The following is a 21,820-nucleotide window of genomic DNA, read 5'->3' on the forward strand; positions in this document are numbered from 1 at the left end:
CCGCCGACCGAGAAAGACATTGGACTATGAGACACCGGGTGATCTGTTTTCAGCAGCCCTTGCCAATGGCATTTGAGCGTTGCACTTGAAATGCGAATGTAAGGCCGTCTGAACGGGTTAAACGAAATCAATCGATTTCCAAACCTGTTCAGACGGCCTTTTAATAGTGAAGCGTTGAATCTGTTTTATTTGACGATTTCTACCGGACCATGGTCATCGCAGTGGTCGCCGTGTTGGTGGTGCAGGCGGCCGTTGACGATGTAGTCAACGTGGTCGCCGTGTGGCACGGCTTCGTGGCCACAGCCTTCGCCGTGAACGTGGTCGCCGCAGTCGCTGACCGGATGGCAGCCGTCTGGATTGGTGTCGTTAACGGCTAAGGTGTGTTCGTCGTAGTGGCCGTCGTGTTCGTGGTGCAGATGACCGTCGTGCAGGTAGTCGATGTGGTCATCGTGTTTGATGGCAGTGTGGCCGCAACCTTGGCCGTGAACGTGATTGTGTTCGTGATGTGTTTTGCAGGTCATGATGGTTTCCTCCATAAGATGGTCGCCTGTTCAGGCAGAATTAGTATGTGTTATCTTATTCTCTTCTCGAAATTTAGTCAATAACTTTTTGATTTTAAACAGTTTTGTTATATTATATCAGTTATGGTATAGCATTCTCATATGAGCGGCACAAGCATTTTTTTCAGACGGCCTTTATAATGCGTGTTCATCATAACATGCTGTCTGAAACGGAAAACACAATATGTGGGATACTGTAAAACTTTGGCTGCAAGAGATTCCGGTCAGCTATGAAATCATTGAATCGGTGCTGATGATTATCGGCATTTTGGCGGTGCGCTCGCTGCTTTTGAGCGCGCATTTCCGCAGCCATCCGGATTTGTCGATTGATGCCAAGCGCCGCGCGTTGGTGGTGAGCCGCAATGTCACGCTGATTTTGGTATTGCTCGGTTTGGCGATGATCTGGGCGGCGCAAATTCAGACGGTGGCTTTGTCGATGTTTGCGGTGGCGGCGGCGATTGTGGTGGCCACCAAAGAATTGATTATGTGCTTGTCGGGCAGCATCCTGCGCTCGATTACCAAGCAGTATTCGGTGGGCGATTATATTGAAATCAACGGCTTGCGCGGGCGGGTGGTCGATATTAATTTGTTGAACACGTTGATGATGGAAATCGGCCCCAATGCTTTGGTCGGCCAGCTCTCGGGCGACACGATTTCGTTCCCCAACAGCCTATTGCTCAATCATAATGTGCGCCGCGACAATGTGTTGGGGCCTTATGTGATTCACACGGTGCAAATTCCCGTGCCGATTCATTTGGATTCGGATGCGGTGGTGCCACGTTTGAAAGCGGTGCTGGAGCCGTTGTGCGCGCCTTATATTGCCGATATTTCCAAGTATCTGGAAGCGGTGCAGGTGGAAAAGCTGTTTATCACGCCTGCCGCCGAGCCGCGCGTGACCCGTGTGCCGCATGATGACAAGGTGTACAACATTATCGTGCGTTTTGCCGCGCCGGTGGCGAAGCGTTTGGAAATTCAGCAAACGGTGTTGGATGAATTTTTGCGGGTGCAGCATCAATTATTGCATGCCGATTCATAATCCGCGCTGATGCTTAAACCACCCTATCGGGTGGTTTGATTTTTTTCAGACGGCCTGAGACCTTTGCAAAATCCTAGATTTGAGTACAGTTCAAAGTTGTAGCAGCGCAGAAAGCGCAGACATATCAGCAAGATAGGCAAGCTTTCGAGCAGCGCACAACGAAGAAATGTGCCAAAGATAGGGATTTTGCAAAGGTCTCGGCCTGACTGTTTTCAATGTTGAACTTGAGTTCAACCAAATTGGCTCTATATATTGTTTATCGTTTTTTCGTTCAGACGGCCTCACATCACAAGGCCGTCTGAAAACACAAAGGAAAGCCCCATGACCGACAACGTTTTATTATCTCTTGGCGACGAGCCGAAATTCGACCAAATCCAAACCGAACTCATCAAACCGGCCATGCAAACCGCCATCGCCGAAGCGCGCGAGCAGATTGCGGCGGTTAAAGCCGAGCCCGACACCACTTGGCGCAACACGGTCGAAGCGCTCACCGACATCACCGAGCGCGTCGGCCGCATTTGGGGCGTGGTGGCGCATTTGAATTCGGTGGTCGATACGCCTGAATTACGCGCGGTGTATAACGAATTGATGCCGGAAGTCACCGTATTTTTTACCGAAATTGGCCAAGATATTGAATTATACGATCGTTTCAAAGCGATTAAAGCCTCTGCCGAATTCGACCGCCTGACCGAAGCGCAGCAAACCAAGCTGGCGCACGATTTGCGTGATTTTGTGTTGAGCGGTGCGGAACTGCCGCCCGAACAACAAGCCGAACTGGCCGCGCTGCAAACCGAAGGCGCGCAATTGTCTGCCCAATTCTCGCAAAACGTTTTGGACTCAACCGATGCGTTTGCGCTGTATTTTGATGATGCCGCGCCGCTGGCCGGTATTCCTGAAGATGCGCAAGCCATGTTTGCCGCCGCAGCCGAAGCGGAAGGCAAAAGCGGCTACAAAGTCGGCCTGCAAATGCCACATTATCTGGCCGTGATGCAATACGCCGACAACCGCGAACTGCGCGAACAAATCTACCGCACCTATGTCACCCGCGCCAGTGAATTAAGCAACGACGGTAAATTCGACAACACTGCCAACATCAACCGCACCTTGGAAATCGCCTTACAAACCGCCAAGCTGCTCGGTTTTGCCAACTATGCCGAATTGTCGCTGGCCACCAAAATGGCCGACACACCGGCGCAAGTCACCGATTTTCTGCGCGATTTGGCCAAACGTGCCAAACCGTTTGCCGAAAAAGACTTGGCTGAAGTACGCGCCTTTGCCGCCGAAGAATTGGGTTTGGCCGATCCGCAACCGTGGGATTTGACTTACGCAGGCGAGAAATTGCGCCAAGCCAAATATGCCTTCAGCGAAACCGAAGTGAAAAAATATTTTCCGGTCAGCAAAGTGCTGCACGGCCTGTTTGCCCAAATCAACCGCTTATACGGCGTGAATTTCATCGAAAAACGCGTTCCCGTGTGGCATCCTGACGTGCGCTATTTTGAATTGGAAAACGGTGGCGCGATTATCGGCGGCGTGTACATGGATTTGTATGCCCGCGAAGGCAAGCGTGGCGGTGCGTGGATGAACGACTACAAAGGCCGCCGCCGCTTTATGGATGGCGACCGCGCCGGTCAAATCCAAACCCCGACCGCGTATTTGGTGTGCAACTTCACCCCGCCGGTGGGCGGCAAAGAACCACGCTTGAGCCACGATGAAATCCTGACCCTGTTCCACGAAACCGGCCATGGACTGCACCATTTATTGAGCCAAGTGGAAGAACTCGGCGTGAGCGGCATCAACGGCGTGGAATGGGATGCGGTCGAGCTGCCGAGCCAGTTTATGGAAAATTTCGTGTGGGAATACGATGTCTTAGCGGAAATGTCTGCCCACGAAGACAACGGCGCTGCCCTGCCGCGCGAATTATTCGACAAAATGGTCGCCGCCAAAAACTTCCAACGCGGCCTGTTTATGGTACGCCAAATGGAATTCGCCCTGTTTGACATGCTGATTCACAGCGAAACCGATGCAGGCCGTCTGAACAACTGGGCGCAAGTGCTGGATAATGTGCGCGAAGAAGTCGCCGTGATTCGTCCGCCGCAATACAACCGCTTCGCCTTAAGCTTCGGCCACATCTTCGCCGGCGGCTACTCGGCCGGCTATTACAGCTACGCATGGGCGGAAGTATTAAGCGCGGATGCCTACGCCGCCTTTGAAGAAAGCGACGATTTGCGCGCCACCGGCAAACGCTTCTGGCGCGAAATTCTGGCTGTCGGCGGCTCCCGTCCTGCTGCCGAATCGTTTAAAGCCTTCCGCGGCCGCGAACCACAAATCGATGCCCTGCTGCGCCACAGCGGCTTTGATGTCGATGCGGCTTAATTGAAGGTTGATTGAGTGGTGATAAAGGCCGTCTGAAACTGTATGTTCAGACGGCCTTTTTTCCACCATCTACCTACTTTTACGGCATAATACGCCTTAACTTTACGCTTAAAAACTACACACACCATGAGCCTACACCCTCCTTCGCCCACGCTTTACCGCAACGCTACTTACCTGATGATGGCCGTCAGCTTATGGGGCATTTTGTATTTCCGTTTGCTGCCGTTGTTGTTTGCGGTGATTCTGACCTATGTGTTCATCACCAAAACCAACGGCATCATTTTGTGGTTGCGCCGTCGTTTGTTGTCACGCAATACGCTGCTCGACCGCTCGTTAAGCGTGCGAAACATCAACCTGCTCTCAACTACGCTGACCATCGGCATTGTGTCGCTGATTTTGTTTTTACTGTCGATGGGGATTTATCATTTGATACACGGTGGCAATGTGTCGGTAATGATGAATAAGCTGGCGGCGATTTTGGCCGATACCAAAAGCAGCGAGAATTTGCCCGAGTTTGTGTTGAACCTGCTGCCTGATAATTTGGAACAAATCAAGCAATACGGCATTAAGCTGATCGAAGAATACAGCGCCGCGCTGACCCGCATCAGCACCCACAGTATCGCGTCTTTCGTGCATATTCTGCTGGGCATCATCATCGGCGTGATGTTGAGCTACCACCGTTTGCGTATGCGCCGCCAACGCCGCAGCATGCCGGCCTTTAAACGTGAAATGGTACAGCGCATTGTCAATTTCGAGCTGAGTTTTGAACGCGTGTTTATCGCGCAGGCAAAAATCTCCTTGGTCGATACTTTCCTTACCGGCCTGTATCTTTACCTGATTCTGCCGCTTTTTGATATCGAGCTGCCGTTTCGGGTGACGGTGTTGATTATTGCCTTTATCGTCGGGCTGATTCCGGTAGCGGGCAACCTGATTTCCAACACCATCATCATCATTTTGAGCTTGGGCATTTCGCTGTATGTCGCTATCGCTTCGTTGGTGTTTTTGGTGGTGATTCACAAATTGGAATATTTTTTAAACGCCAAAATCATCGGCTCAGAAATTGAAGCCAGCGCGTGGGAGTTGCTGGTGGCGATGATAGTATTCGAGCGCATATTCGGCGTCGGCGGCATTGTGGTCGCGCCGGTTTATTATGCGTATGTGAAAAACGAAATGAAGTGGCAGAAGCTGATTTAAGCTCATACTAAAGGCCGTCTGAAAATTATTTCAGATGGCATGAGAGACCTTTGCAAAACCCCAGATTTGAGTGCAGTTCGAAGTTAGAGCAGCACAGAAAGCGCAGGCATATCACTTAGATAGGCAAGCTTTCGAGCAGTGCACAACGAAGAAATGTGCCCAAAATGGGGATTTTGCAAAGGTCTCGGCATTTTTATTTTCATTCCCACCACTTTACGGCATAATAACCGCTTTACAAATATTAATACTTTCAGACGGCCTACCCCTTTGCCATGCCGTCTGAAACCTCATCCCAGAAAGTTAATTATGTCTGCCAAACAACCGTCGCTCTTGGGCGGCGCGATGATTATTGCCGGTACGATTATCGGTGCCGGCATGTTTGCCAACCCCACGGCCACCTCGGGCATTTGGTTCACCGGCGCGCTGCTGGTGCTGCTCTATACATGGTTTTCCATGCTTTCCAGCGGCCTGATGATTTTGGAAGTAAACACGCATTACCCGCATGGTGCAAGTTTCGACACCATGGTGAAGGACTTGCTCGGCAAAGGCTGGAACATGGTGAACGGCTTGGCGGTGGCGTTTGTGCTGTATCTCTTAACCTATGCCTATATTTTTGTCGGCGGCGATTTGACCGCGCAAGGCTTGGGCAGCCTGACTGGCAGCGAAGTGGCCTTGCCGGTCGGCCAATTGGTGTTTTTCGGCGTATTGGCGTTTTGCGTGTGGGCTTCCACCCGCTTGGTTGACCGCCTGACCACCATCTTAATCGGCGGCATGGTCATCGCCTTTATCTGGGCGACCGGAGGCCTGATTTCCACGGTGAAGCTACCGGTGTTGTTCGACACCCAAGCCGCGCCGCACACCAGCTATTTGATTTATGTGGCGGCCGCGTTACCGGTGTGTTTGGCCTCGTTCGGCTTTCACGGCAATGTGTCCAGCCTGCTGAAATACTTCAACGGTGACGCGCCTAAAGTTGCCAAAGCCTTAAGAATCGGCACGCTGATTGCCTTGGCGATTTATGTGTTGTGGCAGTTGGCGATTCAAGGCAATCTGCCGCGCAACGAGTTCGCCCCCGTGATTGCGGCAGAAGGCCAAGTATCGGTATTGATTGAAACCTTATCCAAATTTGTACCCACCGGCAGCATGGGTAAAGTGTTGTCGTTCTTCGCCTACATGGCGATTGCCAGCTCATTTTTGGGCGTGACTTTGGGCTTGTTCGACTACATCGCTGATATTTTCAAATGGAAAGAATCCGCTGCCGACCGCAGCAAAACCGCCGCCGTGACCTTTCTGCCGCCGCTGGTTTGCTGTTTGCTGTTCCCCACCGGTTTCGTAACCGCCATCGGCTACGTCGGCTTGGCCGCAACGGTGTGGACAGCATTAATCCCTGCCATGCTGCTCTACAAATCACGCCAAAAATTCGGCCTCGGCAAAGGCTACCGCATCAGCGGCGGCGTATGGCTGATGGTGTGGGTATTCGCTTTCGGCCTCATCAACATTGCCGCGCAAATTTTGAGCCAAATGGGTGCTGTGCCTGTGTTTAAAGGCTGATATCAGGCCGTCTGAACAGTTATCTCCCATCATTCAACGCTGTTCACTTTAAACATAAAACCTGAGTTCCTCACAGAACTCAGGTTTTTTTATTGCACTCCACCGTTTTTCAGACGGCCTCAATAATCTTGACTCAATTAAAACGTCATGTTCACCCCGAACACAAAATTGCGGCCGATTTGCGGCACATACGGTAAAAACGAAGTATGGGTGTAGATTTTCTTGTTCAACACATTATTGGCATCGGCGTAAATGCGGTATTTCATCGAGCCGACTTTGTTGCGGTAAGCAACACCTAAATTCAGCAGATGGTAGCCTTTGGTTTTACGCTCTACCAAATCAGGGCGTTCATCGCTGAATGACTCAAAAAACGACACTTTGTTTTGCGTAAACACACGCGTGTAGTCGATTTTGGTTTGCCAGCGTTCGTTCCAATTGTTGTTGATGCGTAAGCCAATGCGGGCAGGTGGTACGCGCGGTGCATTGCGGTCGGCCTTTTTATGCACTTCATCGACGCTGCCTATGGTGTCGTAGCGGATATAATCAGGTAGGTTCACCAGTTTGCCACGCACATAATCGCCCCACAGGGTGATTTGGTGTTTGTCGTCCGGACGGTAGCTCACGCTGCCTTCCAGACCATGAAAACGGGCTTGCGATTGGGCATAGCGGTATGTGGCCAAGGTGCCGTATTGGAAAATGGTTTGTTTGTAAATATAGTTTTCAAAGCGGTTGTGGTAGGCGCTGATGTTGTAATCCCATTTGTCAGACGCATGACGCAGGCCGATTTCAACATTATCTGATTGCTCTTTATCCAAATCTTTTTTGCCGTATTCAAACGAATTGGTGGCCAAGTGTTCGCCGGTATAGTAAAGCTCCATCGGGCTGGGATGACGCTCGTTGTGCGAATACATCAGCGACAGGGTGTAATCGGGATGAAAATCCCAATTCATAGAAGCGGCATAAGAATTGGCGCGTTTGTTGTATATTTCCGGCGCAGGGGCATATACGGTCGGCTTAGGCCGCCAGCACAGCCAGCTTGTTTTCGGGTCGCAACCGCGTTGGATAATCAATTTTTCGCGCTCGTATTCAATCGGGATTTCCTGTTTCTCGGTGCGGCCGCCAAATTCAAGCGTTAAATCTTTCCAACGCCATTGGCCGGTGGCAAACAGGCCGAATTGTTTGTTGGTGTTTTCTACCAGCATCCAGTTTTCTTTCAACTCGCCCGATAGGATTTTGGAATGGTGGGTGCTGCTTTTATTGCGCTGCCATTGTGCGCCCCACACGCCGGTAAAGCCGTGATATGGTTTGTGATGCACTTCGATTCTGCTGCCAAAACCTTTGTTTTTGAAAATATTATTGGCTCGATCGTAATTATCGGCGGTGCCGTGTGAATCGTAGGGATTCAAATCGATTTCTTTGCCGGCATCTTTTTCGTCGTGGTAGTAATCGGTGTGCGACAAACGCAGACTGATTTTGGCCACACTAGGCAAAGGTTCTTTCCATTCACCGTGCAAATCGGCGCGGCGGGTGTTCATGTCTACCCACGGCCCCGGTTTGGTATGGTCGAATTTAGGGCCTAATTCTTCATACTCTGCATCGTTTGGTGTTTTCCTTTGACTTCTACCGTTTGCAACTCGGCAGTGTGCGCAGATCCATCAACCACTTCTGCCTATACGGTCTGCATAGCAAATAAAGACAATACGGCCGCAGCCGCAGGCTTCACTGTAAACATTTCGTTATCCCTTGTTAAAAAATAAAATGTTATAACATAACATTTTTATATGCAATAACCATGTTTTCAAATTTAAGGCCGCCTGAAACCTTCTAAACTCAATCCGCAGCAAACGCTTCAATATTCATGCTTCCAGATTATGACCATCACATAAGCATTCAATTTTAAATAAACGCTGATTTTTCAGACGGTCTCAACAAATCTTCCCTATGCCGTCTGAAAACACGGATAATAGCCATCTCTTTAGATAATTTTATTCAGCACACCATGCTCCAAACTTTCCACACCGCCATCATCGGCGCCGGCGCAGCCGGTATGTTGGCCGCCGCGCGTATCGGTCAGGCCGGACACCGTGTTGCACTGATTGACCACGCCACCAAAATCGGGGAAAAAATCCGCATTTCCGGCGGTGGCCGCTGCAATTTCACGAACCGCCACCTCAACGGCCACGACGGTTCGGCTTATTATGTGTCGCAGCAGCCGCGCTTTGTGCGTCATGCTCTGGCGCAGTTTCATGCCGCCGATTTTATTGCTTTGGTGGAAAAACACGGCATTGCCTATCATGAAAAGCACAAAGGCCAGCTTTTTTGCGACGGCAGCGCGCAGGAAATCATCGCCATGCTGCAAAATGAATGCGAACAAGGCAACGTGGCATGGCATACGGCTTGCACAGTCGAAACCGTCAATCTGTTTCAGACGGCCTCTGCTGATGCGCCGCGCTTCCAACTCCACACCAGCCACGGCGAATTTCAGACGCACAATTTGATTGTGGCCACCGGCGGCTTGGCCGTGCCTGCGATTGGCGCGTCGCCGTTTGGTTATGAATTGGCCAAACAATTCGGCCACAGTATCGTGCCGCCTGAAGCGGCGTTGGTGCCGTTGCGTTTCGAGCATTGGGCGGAACACGGCTACGACCAGCTTTCCGGCATTGCCCTACCCGTGCGCATCAGCGTGGGCAGCGGCAAAGCACGGATATCGTTTGATGAAGATTTATTGTTTCGCCACAAAGGCTTGAGCGGCCCGGCAATTTTGCAGATTTCCAGCTATTGGCACAGCGGTCAAACCATCGCCATCGATCTGGTGCCCGACACCGACCTTGCCACGGCATTGTGTGAAGGCAAAAACGGCCAAAAAATCCAGCTCAACACCGCCTTGAAATCACTCTGCCCGACCCTGCCCGAACGTTTGCTGGAAACATGGCTTGGCCGCGCGGAGTTTGCGCCGTATGCCGCGCACAAATGGGCGGATGTGCCGAATGCAGTCTTAACCCGACTCGGCCAAAGCCTGAACCAATGGACGCTTCTACCCAGCGGTTCAGACGGCCACAAAAAAGCCGAAGCCACGCGCGGTGGGGTAAATGTAAAAGAAATCGACCCGAAAACCATGCAAAGCAAATTGCAACCGGGCTTGTATTTCATCGGCGAAGTGATGGACATCACCGGCTGGCTCGGCGGCTATAATTTCCAATGGGCATGGTCGTCGGCCGTGTGCGCGGCAGCAGCGGTTTGCCGCGAATCGGCGTAAATATTAACCGCGTTCAGACGGCCTGAGTTTGCAGATTAACGATGCGAAATACAGCAGATTACTGATAAAATAGGCCGTCTGAAACCTTGTTGTTCAGACGGCCTCAACACACGAAAGCCCACCATGTACGATCACTTTCAATTTCATATCGAAGAAGACTACCCCGCCGATTTGTCGCCCGACCATGCCGCCACCCACATGGGCATGTATTTCCAATGGGCGGCCGGTCAGGGGCTGGTAAACCCGGTGTGGCAGACTGCCCCTGAAACCGCCGCCGATTTCGCTGCCATGTTAGACGGCACGTTCAGCGGCGCGGCGTTTGTGCGCAACCATTTGAACAGCGTGCTCACGCCTGAAGATTTTACCGAGCTGGGTCAACGCTTTACCGATTTTTATTACGACGATGAAGACGAAGGTTACGGCGCGTTTATGGAAGACTACATCACCACGCTCGATACACCGCAGCTACCGAGCTTTTACCATGTCGCCGACACACCGCAAAACTATGCCCTGCTCGCGCCCGTTTTTCAGGCGGCCTTTGAGCGCTGGAAACATTCTTTAAAATAATCTGACACGGCCATCTTAAAACAGGCCGTCTGAAAGGCACACTATGCCCACCCACAACAAACTCATCATCCTCGACCGCGACGGCGTGATTAACCAAGACCGCGACGACTTCGTTAAATCCGTTGACGAATGGATCCCGATCGACGGCAGCATGGACGCCATCGCCTTTCTCACCGAAGCGGGCTACACCGTCGCCGTCGCCACCAATCAATCGGGCATCGGCCGCAAATATTTCACCCTGCAAGATCTTACCGAAATGCACGCCAAAATGCACCGCTTGGCACTACAGGCCGGCGGCGTAATTGACGGCATTTGGTTCTGCCCACACTTGGCCGACGATAACTGCAACTGCCGCAAACCCAAGCCCGGCATGATTCAAGATATTTTAGACCGCTTCCAAGCCCAAGCCGCAGATACTTGGCTGGTCGGCGACAGCTTACGCGATTTACAGGCTATCGATGCCGTGGGCGGTAAATCGGCTTTGGTATTGACCGGCAAAGGCAAAAAAACCTTGCAGGAAAAAGAAGAAGAATTGCCGGAAAACACGCAAATCTTCGACAATCTGCTGGCTTTTGCGCAATACATCACGCAAGAAGAATTGAAACCAGATGAAGCTTAAGGCCGTCTGAAAGCCACATTTAAAGAAACTGACTATGCTGTTGATTAAAAACCTGATTTACTGGCTGATTTTATCGGTCAGCCTGATTGTATTGTTCCCCTTTATGCTGTTGGCCGCGCCCTTTCTCGGCGGCGCACACAAAATGGCACAAGTTTGGGTGTCGATTTTGAATTGGTCGCTGAAAAACATCATCGGCCTGAAATACCGCTTAATCGGTGCGGAAAACATCCCGTCCGAGCCGTCGATTATTTGTTCCAAACACCAAAGCGGCTGGGAAACCTTGGCTTTGCAGGAAATTTTTCCGCCGCAGGTCTATGTCGCCAAACGCGAGCTGTTTAAAATTCCGTTTTTTGGCTGGGGCTTAAAACTGGTGAAAACCATCGGCATCGACCGCAGCAACCGCCGCGAAGCCAACGACCAATTGATGAAGCAAGGCCTAGCGCGCAAAAACGAAGGCTATTGGATTTCCATTTTTCCCGAAGGCACGCGCCTGCCGCCCGGCACGCACGGCAAATACAAGCTCGGCGGCGCACGCATGGCGAAAATGTTTGAAATGAACATCGTGCCCGTCGCGCTCAACAGCGGCGAATTCTGGCCGAAAGATTCATTTATGAAATACCCCGGCGAAATCACCGTCGTCATCGGCAAACCGATTGCGCACGACAGTGGCAGCGACGCCGAACTGATGGCCAAATGCGAAAATTGGATTGAAGCACGTCAAGCCGAAATCACCGGTCAGGGTCCGTTCGCACCCAAAAAGACCGTCTGAAACATGCCGCGCTTCACCCACACTTTTTCAGACGGCCTTGAAATCGACATCGATTTAAAACGCAGTGCCAAGAAAAACCTCATCCTGCGCCCCATCGACGACCAAACAGTCAGCATCAATATTCCGCCGTTTCTCAGCGCCGCGCGTTTGCAACAATGGCTGTCGGAAAACGAATCTTTACTGCGCCAAACTTTAGCCAAAACGCCTGCCCGTCCGCTTACCAACCCTTCGGAAAAACCGGCATGGATTTGGTATCAAGGCGTTCAGACGGCCTTAACCGATGCGCCGCAAGCCACCATCGCGTTGAGGCCGTCTGAAATTTGTTTGCCGAAAAAAAACTGGCCGCAACAGCAAACCCATTTGCGCCGTTTCCTGCATGAACGCGCCGCCGAATATCTGTTGCCGCGTTTGGCCGATCACGCCGCTGCCATGAATATGCACCCTGCCGCTACTGCTTTGAGCAACGCCAAAACCTTTTGGGGCGTGTGCCGCCACCGCACCGGCATCCGCTTGAATTGGCGGCTGATTGGTGCGCCGGAATTTGTCGCTGATTATGTGTGCGTCCACGAACTCTGCCACCTGCCCCATCCCGACCACAGCGCCAAATTTTGGGCATTAGTTAACCACCACACTCCGCACACCGCCGCCGCCAAAGCATGGCTAAAAGCGCATGGACAGGAATTGTTTGTGTTGGGCTGAATCATGCGGTACATTAGCTTGAGACACTTTGCAAAATCCCCATCTTTGGCACATTTCTTCATTATGCGTTGCTCTAACTTCAAACTGCACTCAAATCTGGGGCTTTGCAAAGATCTCAACTTTATCTTTCAGACGGCCTCAATTTCCGAGCAGGTTGTCTGATTCTCCAAAGAAAGGATGAATATGCGTTTTCCTGCCGAACTTGCCGCCTTGTCTTTAGGTATCCTTGCCGCGACCGCCCAAGCCGCCGAGCCGCAAACCGTGGCCAAAGTGGATATTCCGCGCTACATGGGCACATGGTACGAACAAGTCCGCCTGCCTATGCGTTTCCAAGACGATTGCGTATCGGATGTCAAAGCCCAATACCGTTTGACCGACAAGCAAGTGGTGAAAATCACTAATTCCTGCCGCAAAAAAGACGGCAGCATGATGAGCGCCGATGCGGAAGTGAAAAAAGTGGATGAGAGCGGCAGCAAATTGCGTATTTCATTCTTACCCAAAGCCGTCAACTGGGTGCCGATTGCCCGCTCGTCTTACTGGATTTTGCGCTTAGACGACAATTACCAAACCGCTTTGGTTGGTACGCCAAACCGCAAATATATGTGGGTATTGTCACGCTCACCGAAGCTGGATGAAGCCACTTTGCAAAGCTACATCGAAACCGCTAAACAACAAGGCTACGATGTTTCCAAATTGGTACGCAGCGTACAATAAAGATTGTTCATTATAAAAAAGGCCGTCTGAACATTCAGACGGCCTTTGTTTGACTGCATATTATTTGTTGTCAGGATGAGATTCCATCGGGCTAGACAACGGCAATTCAGGCATGGTGCGCGCTTTTTCTGAAACGGAGCCAGACAAGGTGTGTAAGAATGCAACGATGTTGTCCACATCTTCTTGTGGCAAGTCTTTACCCAATTGCGCTTGACCCATAATTTTCACCGCTTTATCCAATTCCCACACGCTGCCGTTGTGGAAGTAAGGATAAGTTTTGGCTACGTTACGCAATCCCGGTACGCGGAAGAAGTATTGGTCGGCTTCGTTTTTGGTCACGTCAGCACGGCCTTTATCTTGGTTCGGGTCTTCAATAAATTTCCAGTAAGGTCCTTGTACCAAACCAAATTTTTGGAATGAGTTACCGCCCAAGCTTACGCCGGTATGGCAGGCAATACAGCCGTTATCCATAAACGAGCGCACGCCTTTGCGTTCTTGTTCGTTCAGGGCATTGATGTTGCCTTTCAGGTATTCGTCCCATTTGGTCGGCGTCAGCAAAGTACGCTCAAACGCGGCAATCGCGGTGGTGATGTTTTTGAAACTGATGGCGCCGTCTTGAGGGAAAGCCGTTTTAAACGCTTCTTGGTATTCCGGAATATTCACGATTTTGGCCACCACGGCTTCTTCGCTGTCGTTTGCCATTTCTACCGGATTCAGCAACGGACCGCCCGCTTGCTCTTCCACGTCAGCCGCGCGGCCGTCCCAGAATTGCATGTCTAAGGTTGCCGCGTTCAACACGGTCGGTGAGTTACGGCCACCAAAGCTGCCTTTGTGACCTTGGCTGGTCGGCATATTGTCGACACCGGCAGAAGCCAAGTTGTGACAAGAGTTACAGCTTACAGTATTGCCTTTCGACAAACGTGGCTCATACCACAATGATTGGCCAAGCTCCACTTGCTCAGGCGTGAAAGGACGCAGCTTTTGCATTTCTTCAGGAGTCGGCAGTGGTTTGAAAATGCCTTGCGCACGTTGCAGCAAATCTTTGTCTTCTTGCGAAGCGCCGCTGTTGTCATAAGCTGCTTGAGAAGCCGGTGCCGCAGCAGGCTCAGAAGCCGCCGGCGCGGTGGCTGGTGCAGAAGCAGCAGGCGCAGCTGCTTGCTCGGCCGGCTTGTCGCCACAAGCAGCCAATGCCGCCAACACTGCCAGAGAAAGGGTAATTTTGCCGAAAGTTTGGTATTTCATGGCGTATCCCTTTATATATAAAAAGGGAAGACACTGCTCACCTGAAGCAGCCGAACCCTATGGTTAGGTTTGATAAAATCCTACATTTGTTTACTGCTGTTTGTTATTGCTTTGGTTAATTTATGTATAGAGTATAATCAGACTCGGCTAACGGCTTTTTGCGATAAATCAATTTTGATACCGCTATAGCCAAACCCTATATACCAGATAGCTGAAATTTTATTTTCTTATTCATTTCTAAGAGTTGCCCGTATTTAAGCGCAAATCACATCGTATTACTTGCACCCGATGGCCGATTGTTTTAAAGTTAGGCGCAAATCTTATTAGGAAGATTTCTATGAAAATTACTGTTATGGGTGCAGGCTCTTGGGGCACTGCACTGGCTGTTCACTTTGCCCAACACGACAACGAAGTCGCTCTGTGGGCGCGCAATGCCCAACACATCGAAACCTTGCAAAACGACCGTGAAAACAAACACGCGCTGCCGGGTTTCTCCTTCCCCGAAAGCCTGACCGCACACGTTGATTTGGCCGATGCCTTAAAAGGCTCCGAATTGGTGCTGATTGTGACCTCTGTTGCCGGCTTGCGCAGCAGCGCAGAATTATTAAAAGCCAACGGTGCCGCCGATATTCCGGTTCTAGCCGCATGCAAAGGCTTTGAGCAAGACACAGGTTTATTAACCTTCCAAGTCTTGAAAGAAGTCTTACCGGAAAATAAAACTCTCGGCGTGTTGTCCGGCCCAAGCTTTGCACAAGAGCTGGCGCAACAATTGCCTTGTGCCGTGGTATTGGCTTCCGAAAACAAAGCATGGATTGAATCGCTGGTTGAACAATTAAACAACAACGTGATGCGCTTATACGGCAGCACCGATGTGATTGGGGTGGCCGTCGGCGGCGCAGTGAAAAACGTGATGGCCATTGCGACCGGCCTTTCAGACGGCCTCGAATACGGCCTGAATGCCCGCGCCGCTTTAGTAACCCGCGGTTTGGCCGAAATTACCCGTTTGGCCGTTGCCATGGGCGCGCAGCCGAAAACCATGATGGGCTTGGCAGGAATTGGCGACTTGATTCTAACCTGTACCGGTGCCCTTTCGCGCAACCGCCGCGTTGGTTTGGGCTTAGCAGAAGGCAAAGAGCTGCACCAAGTGCTCAAAGAGATCGGCCACGTTTCCGAAGGCGTGAGCACCATCGAAGAAGTGTTCAACACCGCCTGCAAATACCAAATCGACATGCCAATCACCCAAACTCTGCTGCAACTGATTCGTCAGGAAATGACGCCGCAGCAAGTGGTTGAGCGTTTGATGGAACGCAGCGCACGTTTCGAATAACACCAAACTTGGAGGCCGTCTGAAACCCTATTTTTTCAGACGGCCTTTCATTGACAGCCGCCGAGCATATCACTATGCTTACTGTTACGACCTTTCTTACGAATGATTCCCCATGAACCAAGCCCTTGACCAACTGGAAATCAACGTTTACCAGCTCACCCAAAAGTTTGAAACGCTGATTGGCGAAAACCGCCGTTTACACGAAGAAATCAACCGCCTCAAACTCGAGCAAGAGCAACAAAAGCGCGAGCACGAAACCGCCGTTGACGAATTGAGCGAAGCCTTGCTGGTGCAAGTAGGCAAATTGAAAGAAGATTTGCAGACCAAAATCGACAGCCTCACCGCCGAAAAAGACCAATACCGCAGCGCCTTAGAACAAAGTGCCGAAGAAGTGAGCCGTCTGCTCGCCCGCCTACCGCAAGAAGAATCTTCACATTAAGGACAACACATGAGCATCGAACAAGTCAATCTCGACATCATGAATGTCAACCTGTCCATCAACACACCAAGCGAAGAAAAAGACACCCTGATTCAAGCCGTTGAAATGCTGAATAAAAAAAGCGAAGCCATTAAAGAAAATGGCCGCATCGTCGGCACCGACAAAATCGTGGTCATGGCCGCTTTAAATGTTGTACACGATTTATTAAAAGTCAGCCTCAAAGATGATTTGGCAATCGGCGAATTTCAGCGTAAAATAACAGACATGAACAACGCTTGCCAAAAAGCATTGTCCCGCTTAGAGCAAAATTGATTTTCTTTTCCCTGCAGTGTACGCGAAGGCATATATTCCTTTGAACCAATAAGTTCGCTTCAGGTTGCCGGGAGCAGTAGTGGGTGCGATCGTCTTTTATAGATGAACCCGAAACTACCCGAGGTGACCGCCTTGTCAGACAAGGTTCAAGCGGATTCAGCCGAAACGGCATGTGCGGGGATTCCCTATATAAAGCCATACCCTCGCGGTATGGCTTTTTCAGTCTCTCATTCAATCGCGTAAAAACAACAAATTCCCATCGAAAAAACTTTTATTGCCGTTTTATTAAAACAATTACTTTCAGACAGCCTCAATACGATTGACAAAAGCCAGTAGCGTCTTTAAAATCCATAACTTTCTATATCTATCTGGATTTCCACTATGAAAACCTTTTCAGCGAAACCGCATGAGGTGAAGCGCGAATGGTTCGTCATCGACGCTCAAGACAAAGTTTTGGGTCGCGTTGCTGCCGAAGTCGCACACCGTCTGCGTGGCAAACACAAACCTGAATACACCCCTCACGTCGACACTGGTGACTACATCATCGTCATCAATGCAGACAAATTGCGCGTGACCGGTGCTAAATTCGAAGACAAAAAATACTACCGTCACTCAGGCTTCCCTGGCGGTATCTATGAGCGTTCATTCCGTCAAATGCAAGAGCAATTCCCAGGCCGCGCTTTGGAACAAGCCGTAAAAGGCATGTTGCCAAAAGGTCCTTTGGGTTACGCCATGATCAAAAAACTGAAAGTGTATGCCGGCGAAGAGCACGGCCATGCTGCACAACAACCTAAAGTTTTAGAATTGAAATAAGGACACGACATGAACGGTAAATACTACTACGGCACAGGCCGCCGCAAAAGTTCAGTGGCTCGTGTATTTCTGACCAAAGGTAACGGTCAAATCACCGTTAACGGTCGCCCTGTTGACGAATTTTTCGCCCGCGAAACCAGCCGCATGGTTGTTCGCCAGCCATTGGTTCTGACTGAAAACGCAGAATCATTCGACATTAAAGTTAATGTTATCGGCGGCGGCGAAACCGGCCAATCTGGCGCTATCCGTCACGGCATCACCCGCGCCCTGATCGACTTCGATGCTGCTTTGAAACCTGCTCTGTCTGCTGCCGGCTTCGTAACCCGCGACGCCCGTGAAGTGGAACGTAAAAAACCAGGTTTGCGCAAAGCACGTCGCGCAAAACAATTCTCAAAACGTTAATTCGTTTTCAGATATTATCCAAAAAAGCCCGCAATTATTGCCGGGCTTTTTTATTACCTTTGCCACCCGTTACCGAATTTTTCAGACGGCCTACCCACCCATTAACGCCCCTTTCATCTAAAGTTCGATGATCCAATCTTGCAAAATATCTTAATTTTTGAAAAGATATGCAATAAAAAAAGACTTCAACCCGCCGTCTCGGTATGATAAAACCATCCGCACTACATCAAAACAGGCGGCAAGAATATATTAATGATGAAAGGAATATTATGGGCTGGTTAGGCACAATTTTAGTAGGTTTTATCGTTGGCGTATTGGCTAAATTTTTACATCCGGGTAACGATAAATTAGGTTTCATCATGACCACGCTTTTGGGTATTGCCGGCGCGGCATTGGCCGGCGTGGTTGGTGAAGCGTTAGGTTGGTACCAAGTCGGCGAAGGCGCAGGCTGGATTGCTTCCACCATCTTCGCAATCATCATTTTGGCTGTGTACACGCGCATTGTGAAAAAATAATGATTCACTAGATGCCAAAAACAAAAGCAGGCCGCGCATGGCCTGTTTTTCTTGCGATGAAACTTCTTACTATGTCACGCACACTACTCTCTTATCTCAAATCTTTTCTACAAGCCGCGCTGATTTTTGCGCTGATTTCTATTGCTATTGACTGGTGGCGCAAACCCAACCAGCCTATTGCTTTTGCTGAACAGAATCTAATTACCCTTAATCAAAACCACACTTCACTAAATCAACTTAGCCAAGACCGTGTCGCAATTGTGTATTTCTGGGGAACATGGTGCGGGATCTGCAAATATACCTCTCCGACGGTTGAGAAACTTCACCAAAACCATATTCCTGTGATTAGCATTGCCTTGAAATCAGGTGACGATACAGCATTACAACAATACCTCAACCAAAATCAATTATCTTTCCCAACCGTCAACGATTCAGACGGCCTGATTGCCCAACAATGGGACATCAATGTCACACCCACCATTGTTTTCGTGAAAAAAGGCCAAATGCTCCACGCCACTACCGGCATCAGCAGCTATTGGGGCTTGCGCCTGCGTATGCTGATCAGTAATCTAATGTATTGATATTTGTATCTAAGAAATCCGATTATTTTAAACATAAAATCGGCTTGTCAAAATTAAACGGTATTATTGTGTAAATCATCGTTATTTTTAAAATAAACAAACTATCTTAACATTAATACTTAATGATTCTATTGAGATTATTTCTAAAATATACTAATATAGGCTTAGAGGATAGCTCAAAAATCTTATCATTATTATCATCAAAACAAATTAATACCGTATTCAATCAAAGCTCAAGCAGCATGCCATTTGTTTCAATCTGAATTTGTACAACGGCATCCCATAACCTTAGGCGTAAGCCCTTATTACCCTGCCACGCTTCCATGATTTGAACCATAGTTACAACGGAGAACTTCTCATGCCTAACCAATCTAAACACGCATCGATTAATATTGCCCTGATTCAAGCGCGAGAAGCCTTGATGACGCAATTTCGCCCAATTTTGAACCAAGCCAACGTGACCGACCAACAGTGGCGTATTATCCGCCTACTGGCCGAAAACGGCACCTTAGATTTCCAAGATTTAGCCAACAAAGCCTGCATCTTGCGTCCTAGCCTGACCGGCATTCTGACCCGTTTGGAAAAAGCCGGCTTAGCCGTACGCCTGAAACCTTCCAACGACCAGCGCCGCGTGTATCTGAAGCTGACCCAAGAAGGCGAAAAGCTTTATCAGACCATTGGTGCGCAAGTGGACGACCGCTACGATGCCATTGAGGCCATTTACACCAAAGAAAAATTAGACGCACTACAAAAATTGCTGGCCGAGCTCTCTGAAATCGAGCAGGCTTTAAAATAAAAAGTTATCACAGAATGACTGATTCCACACACACACTTAAGCAACCGTTTCGTGATGCCATGGCTTCTGCAGCAGCAGGTGTACATGTCATTACGACAGACGGTGCTGCTGGGCGTTACGGCATTACCATGACCGCCGTAACATCTGTAACCGACGAGCCGCCTACCATTATGCTGTGCATCAACCGTGAAGCGGCGATTATCCCGATTTTGCTGCAAAACCGTGATTTATGTATCAACACGCTTTCAGACAGCCAGCAAGACATTGCCGAGCATTTTGCCGGCATGACCAATCTCTCACCGGAAGAGCGCTTTGAATACCATATTTGGCATCGCGGCCAAACCGGTCAACTCGAAGTAGAAGGCGCGTTGGCTCATCTGCATGGCCAAGTTATCGAGCAGCATGAAATCGGCACGCACTATATTTTTTATGTCCGTCTCAATGAAATCAAAGTGGCCGACACCATCTCGCCTGCTTTATTGTATTTCCGCAGACAATTTAAATCATTGGCATAGCAAAAGGCCGTCTGAACAACAAAGTTTCAGACGGCCTTTTCTTATCCATACTTAATTGCGGCGTGCATCCAATAAATAAGGCGTCTCACCCGAATCCGCTTGACCTGTGGCTTTTTCAGTACGCAAACGCTTACCCACCAACACTACGCGGCCTTGTTCATTCAACAATTCCAAATGACGCGAATTGAAGCGGTAGCTACGCACATTTTGCAATTCACTTGGCAAATAGCGTTCGGCCACATTTTCAGTGCATTGATTATCCGCTTGAATTTGATTAAACGTCAGCGCATGGTTACCACCCACATTGTAGCGGCCGGATACCTTCATACATTCCGACACCGCGCTAAAGCCATCATCACTATTGTTAATGGTAAAAATCGCATTAGGATCATTCGGTGAATAGCCGCCGACATCGCTTAAGCGCCAAGCACCATAAATATTCGGTGCTTTATCCAAAGGATTCGCTACCGGAATTACCACTGGGAAACAGGCTGACAACAACAAAGGTAAGAGGAGTGCAGTTTTCTTCATCTTTATTCTTTCTGAATGGTTTAAAATCACGCAGACCCCATAATCATTATTTCTTTTTTTATGCCGATACTATAATAGATGATAAAAAGGTCATCTGAAATTTATGCTTATCGGAAGTTAAACTCGATAAACTGCATGAATCATTCATACCCCAACTTGTCGAAGTATGCTATCGGCTATACAATTTCAAATATTTCATAATTTTTTTGGACACACACATGAAAGCAATGATTCTGGCTGCCGGCCGTGGCGAGCGCATGCGCCCCCTGACCGATACCTGCCCCAAACCGCTGTTAAAAGTTGGTAAAGAGCCACTGATCGGCTGGCATTTACGCCGCCTGAAACAAGCCGGAATCACAGAAATTGTCATCAACTACGCATGGCTGGGCGAACAAATCGAACAAACTTTGGGCAACGGTGCACAATACGGCGTCAATATTGCCTATTCACCCGAGCTATCCGGCGGCCTGGAAACTGCCGGTGGCATCGCCACCGCTTTGCCTTTATTGGGCAATGATCCCTTTTTGGTCATCAATGGCGACGTTTTAACCGACATTGATTTTCAAGCAGCTGCTTCTGTGGCGCACACCTTAACGCAAAAACAGCAACTAGCGCATTTATGGCTGGTTAACAATCCGGCACACAACCTAAAAGGCGACTTTGGCCTGCTTTCAGACGGCCTGATTGCCTCCGATCCACATAACGGCCAAGGATTAACATTTAGCGGCATGGGTGTTTATCACCCTGACTTATTTCAGCACACCCCTGCCCATCAAGCCGCCAAATTAGCGCCACTTTTACGAGCAGCAATGGATCAACAACAAATCAGCGGCCAAAAGCATAATGGGCTTTGGCTGGATGTCGGCACCATCGAACGATTAGAAGAAGCCAACCACCTGGCTGAAAACTGGGCGTAAATCCCGTTTTATCTGATGGTTCAGCAAACGACAACATACGAAGGCCATCTGAAACATAACATTCAGACGGCCTTTCATTTCAATTATCTCAAACA

At 49.6% G+C, this 21,820-nt stretch carries 24 protein-coding genes and 1 other RNA gene; 21 read left to right on the forward strand and 4 right to left on the reverse strand.

The features are described from left to right. Positions 1–185: 185 nt before the first annotated feature. Positions 186–521 (reverse strand): hypothetical protein, encoded by a 336-nt coding sequence (locus tag CRG49_RS00850; protein ID WP_095502823.1) that lies wholly within the window; start codon positions 519–521, stop codon positions 186–188. Positions 522–744: 223 nt separating this feature from the next. On the opposite strand from CRG49_RS00850, the gene CRG49_RS00855 reads away from it, so the two are divergent. The 4 genes from CRG49_RS00855 to CRG49_RS00875 all read left to right on the forward strand — a co-directional run bounded on the left by CRG49_RS00855 (position 745) and on the right by CRG49_RS00875 (position 6,711). After that, entirely contained in the window at positions 745–1,596 is an 852-nt protein-coding gene (locus CRG49_RS00855) for a mechanosensitive ion channel family protein (RefSeq protein WP_095502806.1), read from the forward strand. A 321-nt stretch (positions 1,597–1,917) separates the two neighbouring features. Beyond that, positions 1,918–3,969, forward strand: coding sequence for a M3 family metallopeptidase (locus CRG49_RS00865; RefSeq protein WP_095502808.1), 2,052 nt, complete (start codon positions 1,918–1,920; stop codon positions 3,967–3,969). Between the two features lie 126 nt (positions 3,970–4,095). Further along, on the forward strand, positions 4,096–5,163 hold the full coding sequence (locus tag CRG49_RS00870; RefSeq protein WP_198515130.1) for an AI-2E family transporter: 1,068 nt from the start codon (positions 4,096–4,098) through the stop codon (positions 5,161–5,163). A gap of 306 nt (positions 5,164–5,469) precedes the next feature. Next, positions 5,470–6,711, forward strand: a complete 1,242-nt coding sequence (locus tag CRG49_RS00875) for an aromatic amino acid transporter (protein ID WP_095502809.1) — start codon at positions 5,470–5,472, stop codon at positions 6,709–6,711. A gap of 137 nt (positions 6,712–6,848) precedes the next feature. Here the strand turns inward: CRG49_RS00875 and CRG49_RS00880 are convergent, their stop codons facing one another. Next, entirely contained in the window at positions 6,849–8,246 is a 1,398-nt protein-coding gene (locus tag CRG49_RS00880; protein ID WP_095502810.1) for a TonB-dependent receptor, read from the reverse strand. Positions 8,247–8,710: 464 nt separating this feature from the next. Here CRG49_RS00880 and CRG49_RS00885 point away from each other — a divergent pair, with 464 nt between their 5' ends. The 6 genes from CRG49_RS00885 (at position 8,711) to CRG49_RS00910 (ending at position 13,335) form a co-directional block, all read left to right on the forward strand. Next, positions 8,711–9,967, forward strand: a complete 1,257-nt coding sequence (locus CRG49_RS00885) for an NAD(P)/FAD-dependent oxidoreductase (RefSeq protein WP_095502811.1) — start codon at positions 8,711–8,713, stop codon at positions 9,965–9,967. Positions 9,968–10,090: 123 nt separating this feature from the next. Beyond that, positions 10,091–10,534, forward strand: a complete 444-nt coding sequence (locus CRG49_RS00890) for a cell surface protein (RefSeq protein ID WP_095502812.1) — start codon at positions 10,091–10,093, stop codon at positions 10,532–10,534. A gap of 43 nt (positions 10,535–10,577) precedes the next feature. Further along, on the forward strand, positions 10,578–11,153 hold the full coding sequence (gene gmhB, locus CRG49_RS00895) for a D-glycero-beta-D-manno-heptose 1,7-bisphosphate 7-phosphatase (RefSeq protein WP_095502813.1): 576 nt from the start codon (positions 10,578–10,580) through the stop codon (positions 11,151–11,153). Positions 11,154–11,187: 34 nt separating this feature from the next. Continuing rightward, a complete protein-coding gene (locus tag CRG49_RS00900; RefSeq protein ID WP_095502814.1) occupies positions 11,188–11,922 on the forward strand; it encodes a 1-acyl-sn-glycerol-3-phosphate acyltransferase in 735 nt (244 codons plus the stop codon). A 3-nt stretch (positions 11,923–11,925) separates the two neighbouring features. Beyond that, entirely contained in the window at positions 11,926–12,621 is a 696-nt protein-coding gene (locus CRG49_RS00905; protein WP_095502815.1) for a M48 family metallopeptidase, read from the forward strand. Between the two features lie 183 nt (positions 12,622–12,804). Continuing rightward, positions 12,805–13,335 carry a lipocalin family protein gene (locus CRG49_RS00910; RefSeq protein ID WP_157798097.1) on the forward strand — a complete coding sequence of 177 codons (531 nt, stop codon included), beginning with the start codon at positions 12,805–12,807 and terminating at the stop codon, positions 13,333–13,335. 60 nt (positions 13,336–13,395) lie between these two features. Here the strand turns inward: CRG49_RS00910 and CRG49_RS00915 are convergent, their stop codons facing one another. Then, positions 13,396–14,577 carry a cytochrome-c peroxidase gene (locus CRG49_RS00915; RefSeq protein WP_095502817.1) on the reverse strand — a complete coding sequence of 394 codons (1,182 nt, stop codon included), beginning with the start codon at positions 14,575–14,577 and terminating at the stop codon, positions 13,396–13,398. Between the two features lie 337 nt (positions 14,578–14,914). Between CRG49_RS00915 and CRG49_RS00920 the strand changes: the two genes are divergently transcribed. The 10 genes from CRG49_RS00920 (at position 14,915) to hpaC (ending at position 20,277) form a co-directional block, all read left to right on the forward strand. After that, entirely contained in the window at positions 14,915–15,904 is a 990-nt protein-coding gene (locus CRG49_RS00920; protein WP_095502818.1) for an NAD(P)H-dependent glycerol-3-phosphate dehydrogenase, read from the forward strand. A gap of 112 nt (positions 15,905–16,016) precedes the next feature. After that, positions 16,017–16,343: a hypothetical protein gene (locus CRG49_RS00925; protein ID WP_095502819.1), complete on the forward strand. Its 327-nt coding sequence runs from the start codon at positions 16,017–16,019 to the stop codon at positions 16,341–16,343. Between the two features lie 9 nt (positions 16,344–16,352). Beyond that, positions 16,353–16,655 carry a cell division protein ZapA gene (locus CRG49_RS00930; RefSeq protein WP_095502820.1) on the forward strand — a complete coding sequence of 101 codons (303 nt, stop codon included), beginning with the start codon at positions 16,353–16,355 and terminating at the stop codon, positions 16,653–16,655. 5 nt (positions 16,656–16,660) lie between these two features. Then, positions 16,661–16,840, forward strand: a non-coding RNA gene (ssrS, locus tag CRG49_RS00935) — 6S RNA. A gap of 196 nt (positions 16,841–17,036) precedes the next feature. Further along, positions 17,037–17,468 (forward strand): 50S ribosomal protein L13, encoded by a 432-nt coding sequence (gene rplM, locus CRG49_RS00940; RefSeq protein WP_095502821.1) that lies wholly within the window; start codon positions 17,037–17,039, stop codon positions 17,466–17,468. Positions 17,469–17,477: 9 nt separating this feature from the next. Beyond that, positions 17,478–17,870, forward strand: coding sequence for a 30S ribosomal protein S9 (gene rpsI, locus CRG49_RS00945; protein WP_095502822.1), 393 nt, complete (start codon positions 17,478–17,480; stop codon positions 17,868–17,870). Between the two features lie 269 nt (positions 17,871–18,139). After that, entirely contained in the window at positions 18,140–18,385 is a 246-nt protein-coding gene (locus CRG49_RS00950; RefSeq protein WP_095502326.1) for a GlsB/YeaQ/YmgE family stress response membrane protein, read from the forward strand. 71 nt (positions 18,386–18,456) lie between these two features. Continuing rightward, positions 18,457–18,966: a protein disulfide oxidoreductase gene (locus CRG49_RS00955; RefSeq protein WP_095502329.1), complete on the forward strand. Its 510-nt coding sequence runs from the start codon at positions 18,457–18,459 to the stop codon at positions 18,964–18,966. Positions 18,967–19,324: 358 nt separating this feature from the next. After that, entirely contained in the window at positions 19,325–19,762 is a 438-nt protein-coding gene (hpaR, locus tag CRG49_RS00960; protein WP_095502325.1) for a homoprotocatechuate degradation operon regulator HpaR, read from the forward strand. A gap of 14 nt (positions 19,763–19,776) precedes the next feature. Continuing rightward, the gene (hpaC, locus tag CRG49_RS00965; protein WP_095502324.1) at positions 19,777–20,277 is read left to right on the forward strand and encodes a 4-hydroxyphenylacetate 3-monooxygenase, reductase component; all 501 of its coding nucleotides are present in this window, start codon (positions 19,777–19,779) and stop codon (positions 20,275–20,277) included. Positions 20,278–20,328: 51 nt separating this feature from the next. Here the strand turns inward: hpaC and CRG49_RS00970 are convergent, their stop codons facing one another. Then, positions 20,329–20,808 (reverse strand): META domain-containing protein, encoded by a 480-nt coding sequence (locus tag CRG49_RS00970; protein ID WP_095502323.1) that lies wholly within the window; start codon positions 20,806–20,808, stop codon positions 20,329–20,331. Positions 20,809–21,026: 218 nt separating this feature from the next. Between CRG49_RS00970 and murU the strand changes: the two genes are divergently transcribed. Continuing rightward, positions 21,027–21,725, forward strand: a complete 699-nt coding sequence (murU, locus tag CRG49_RS00975; protein ID WP_095502322.1) for an N-acetylmuramate alpha-1-phosphate uridylyltransferase MurU — start codon at positions 21,027–21,029, stop codon at positions 21,723–21,725. Positions 21,726–21,820 lie beyond the last annotated feature (95 nt).

The organism is Neisseria sp. N95_16, assembly GCF_002551535.2.
GTDB classification, from domain to species: domain Bacteria; phylum Pseudomonadota; class Gammaproteobacteria; order Burkholderiales; family Neisseriaceae; genus Neisseria; species Neisseria brasiliensis.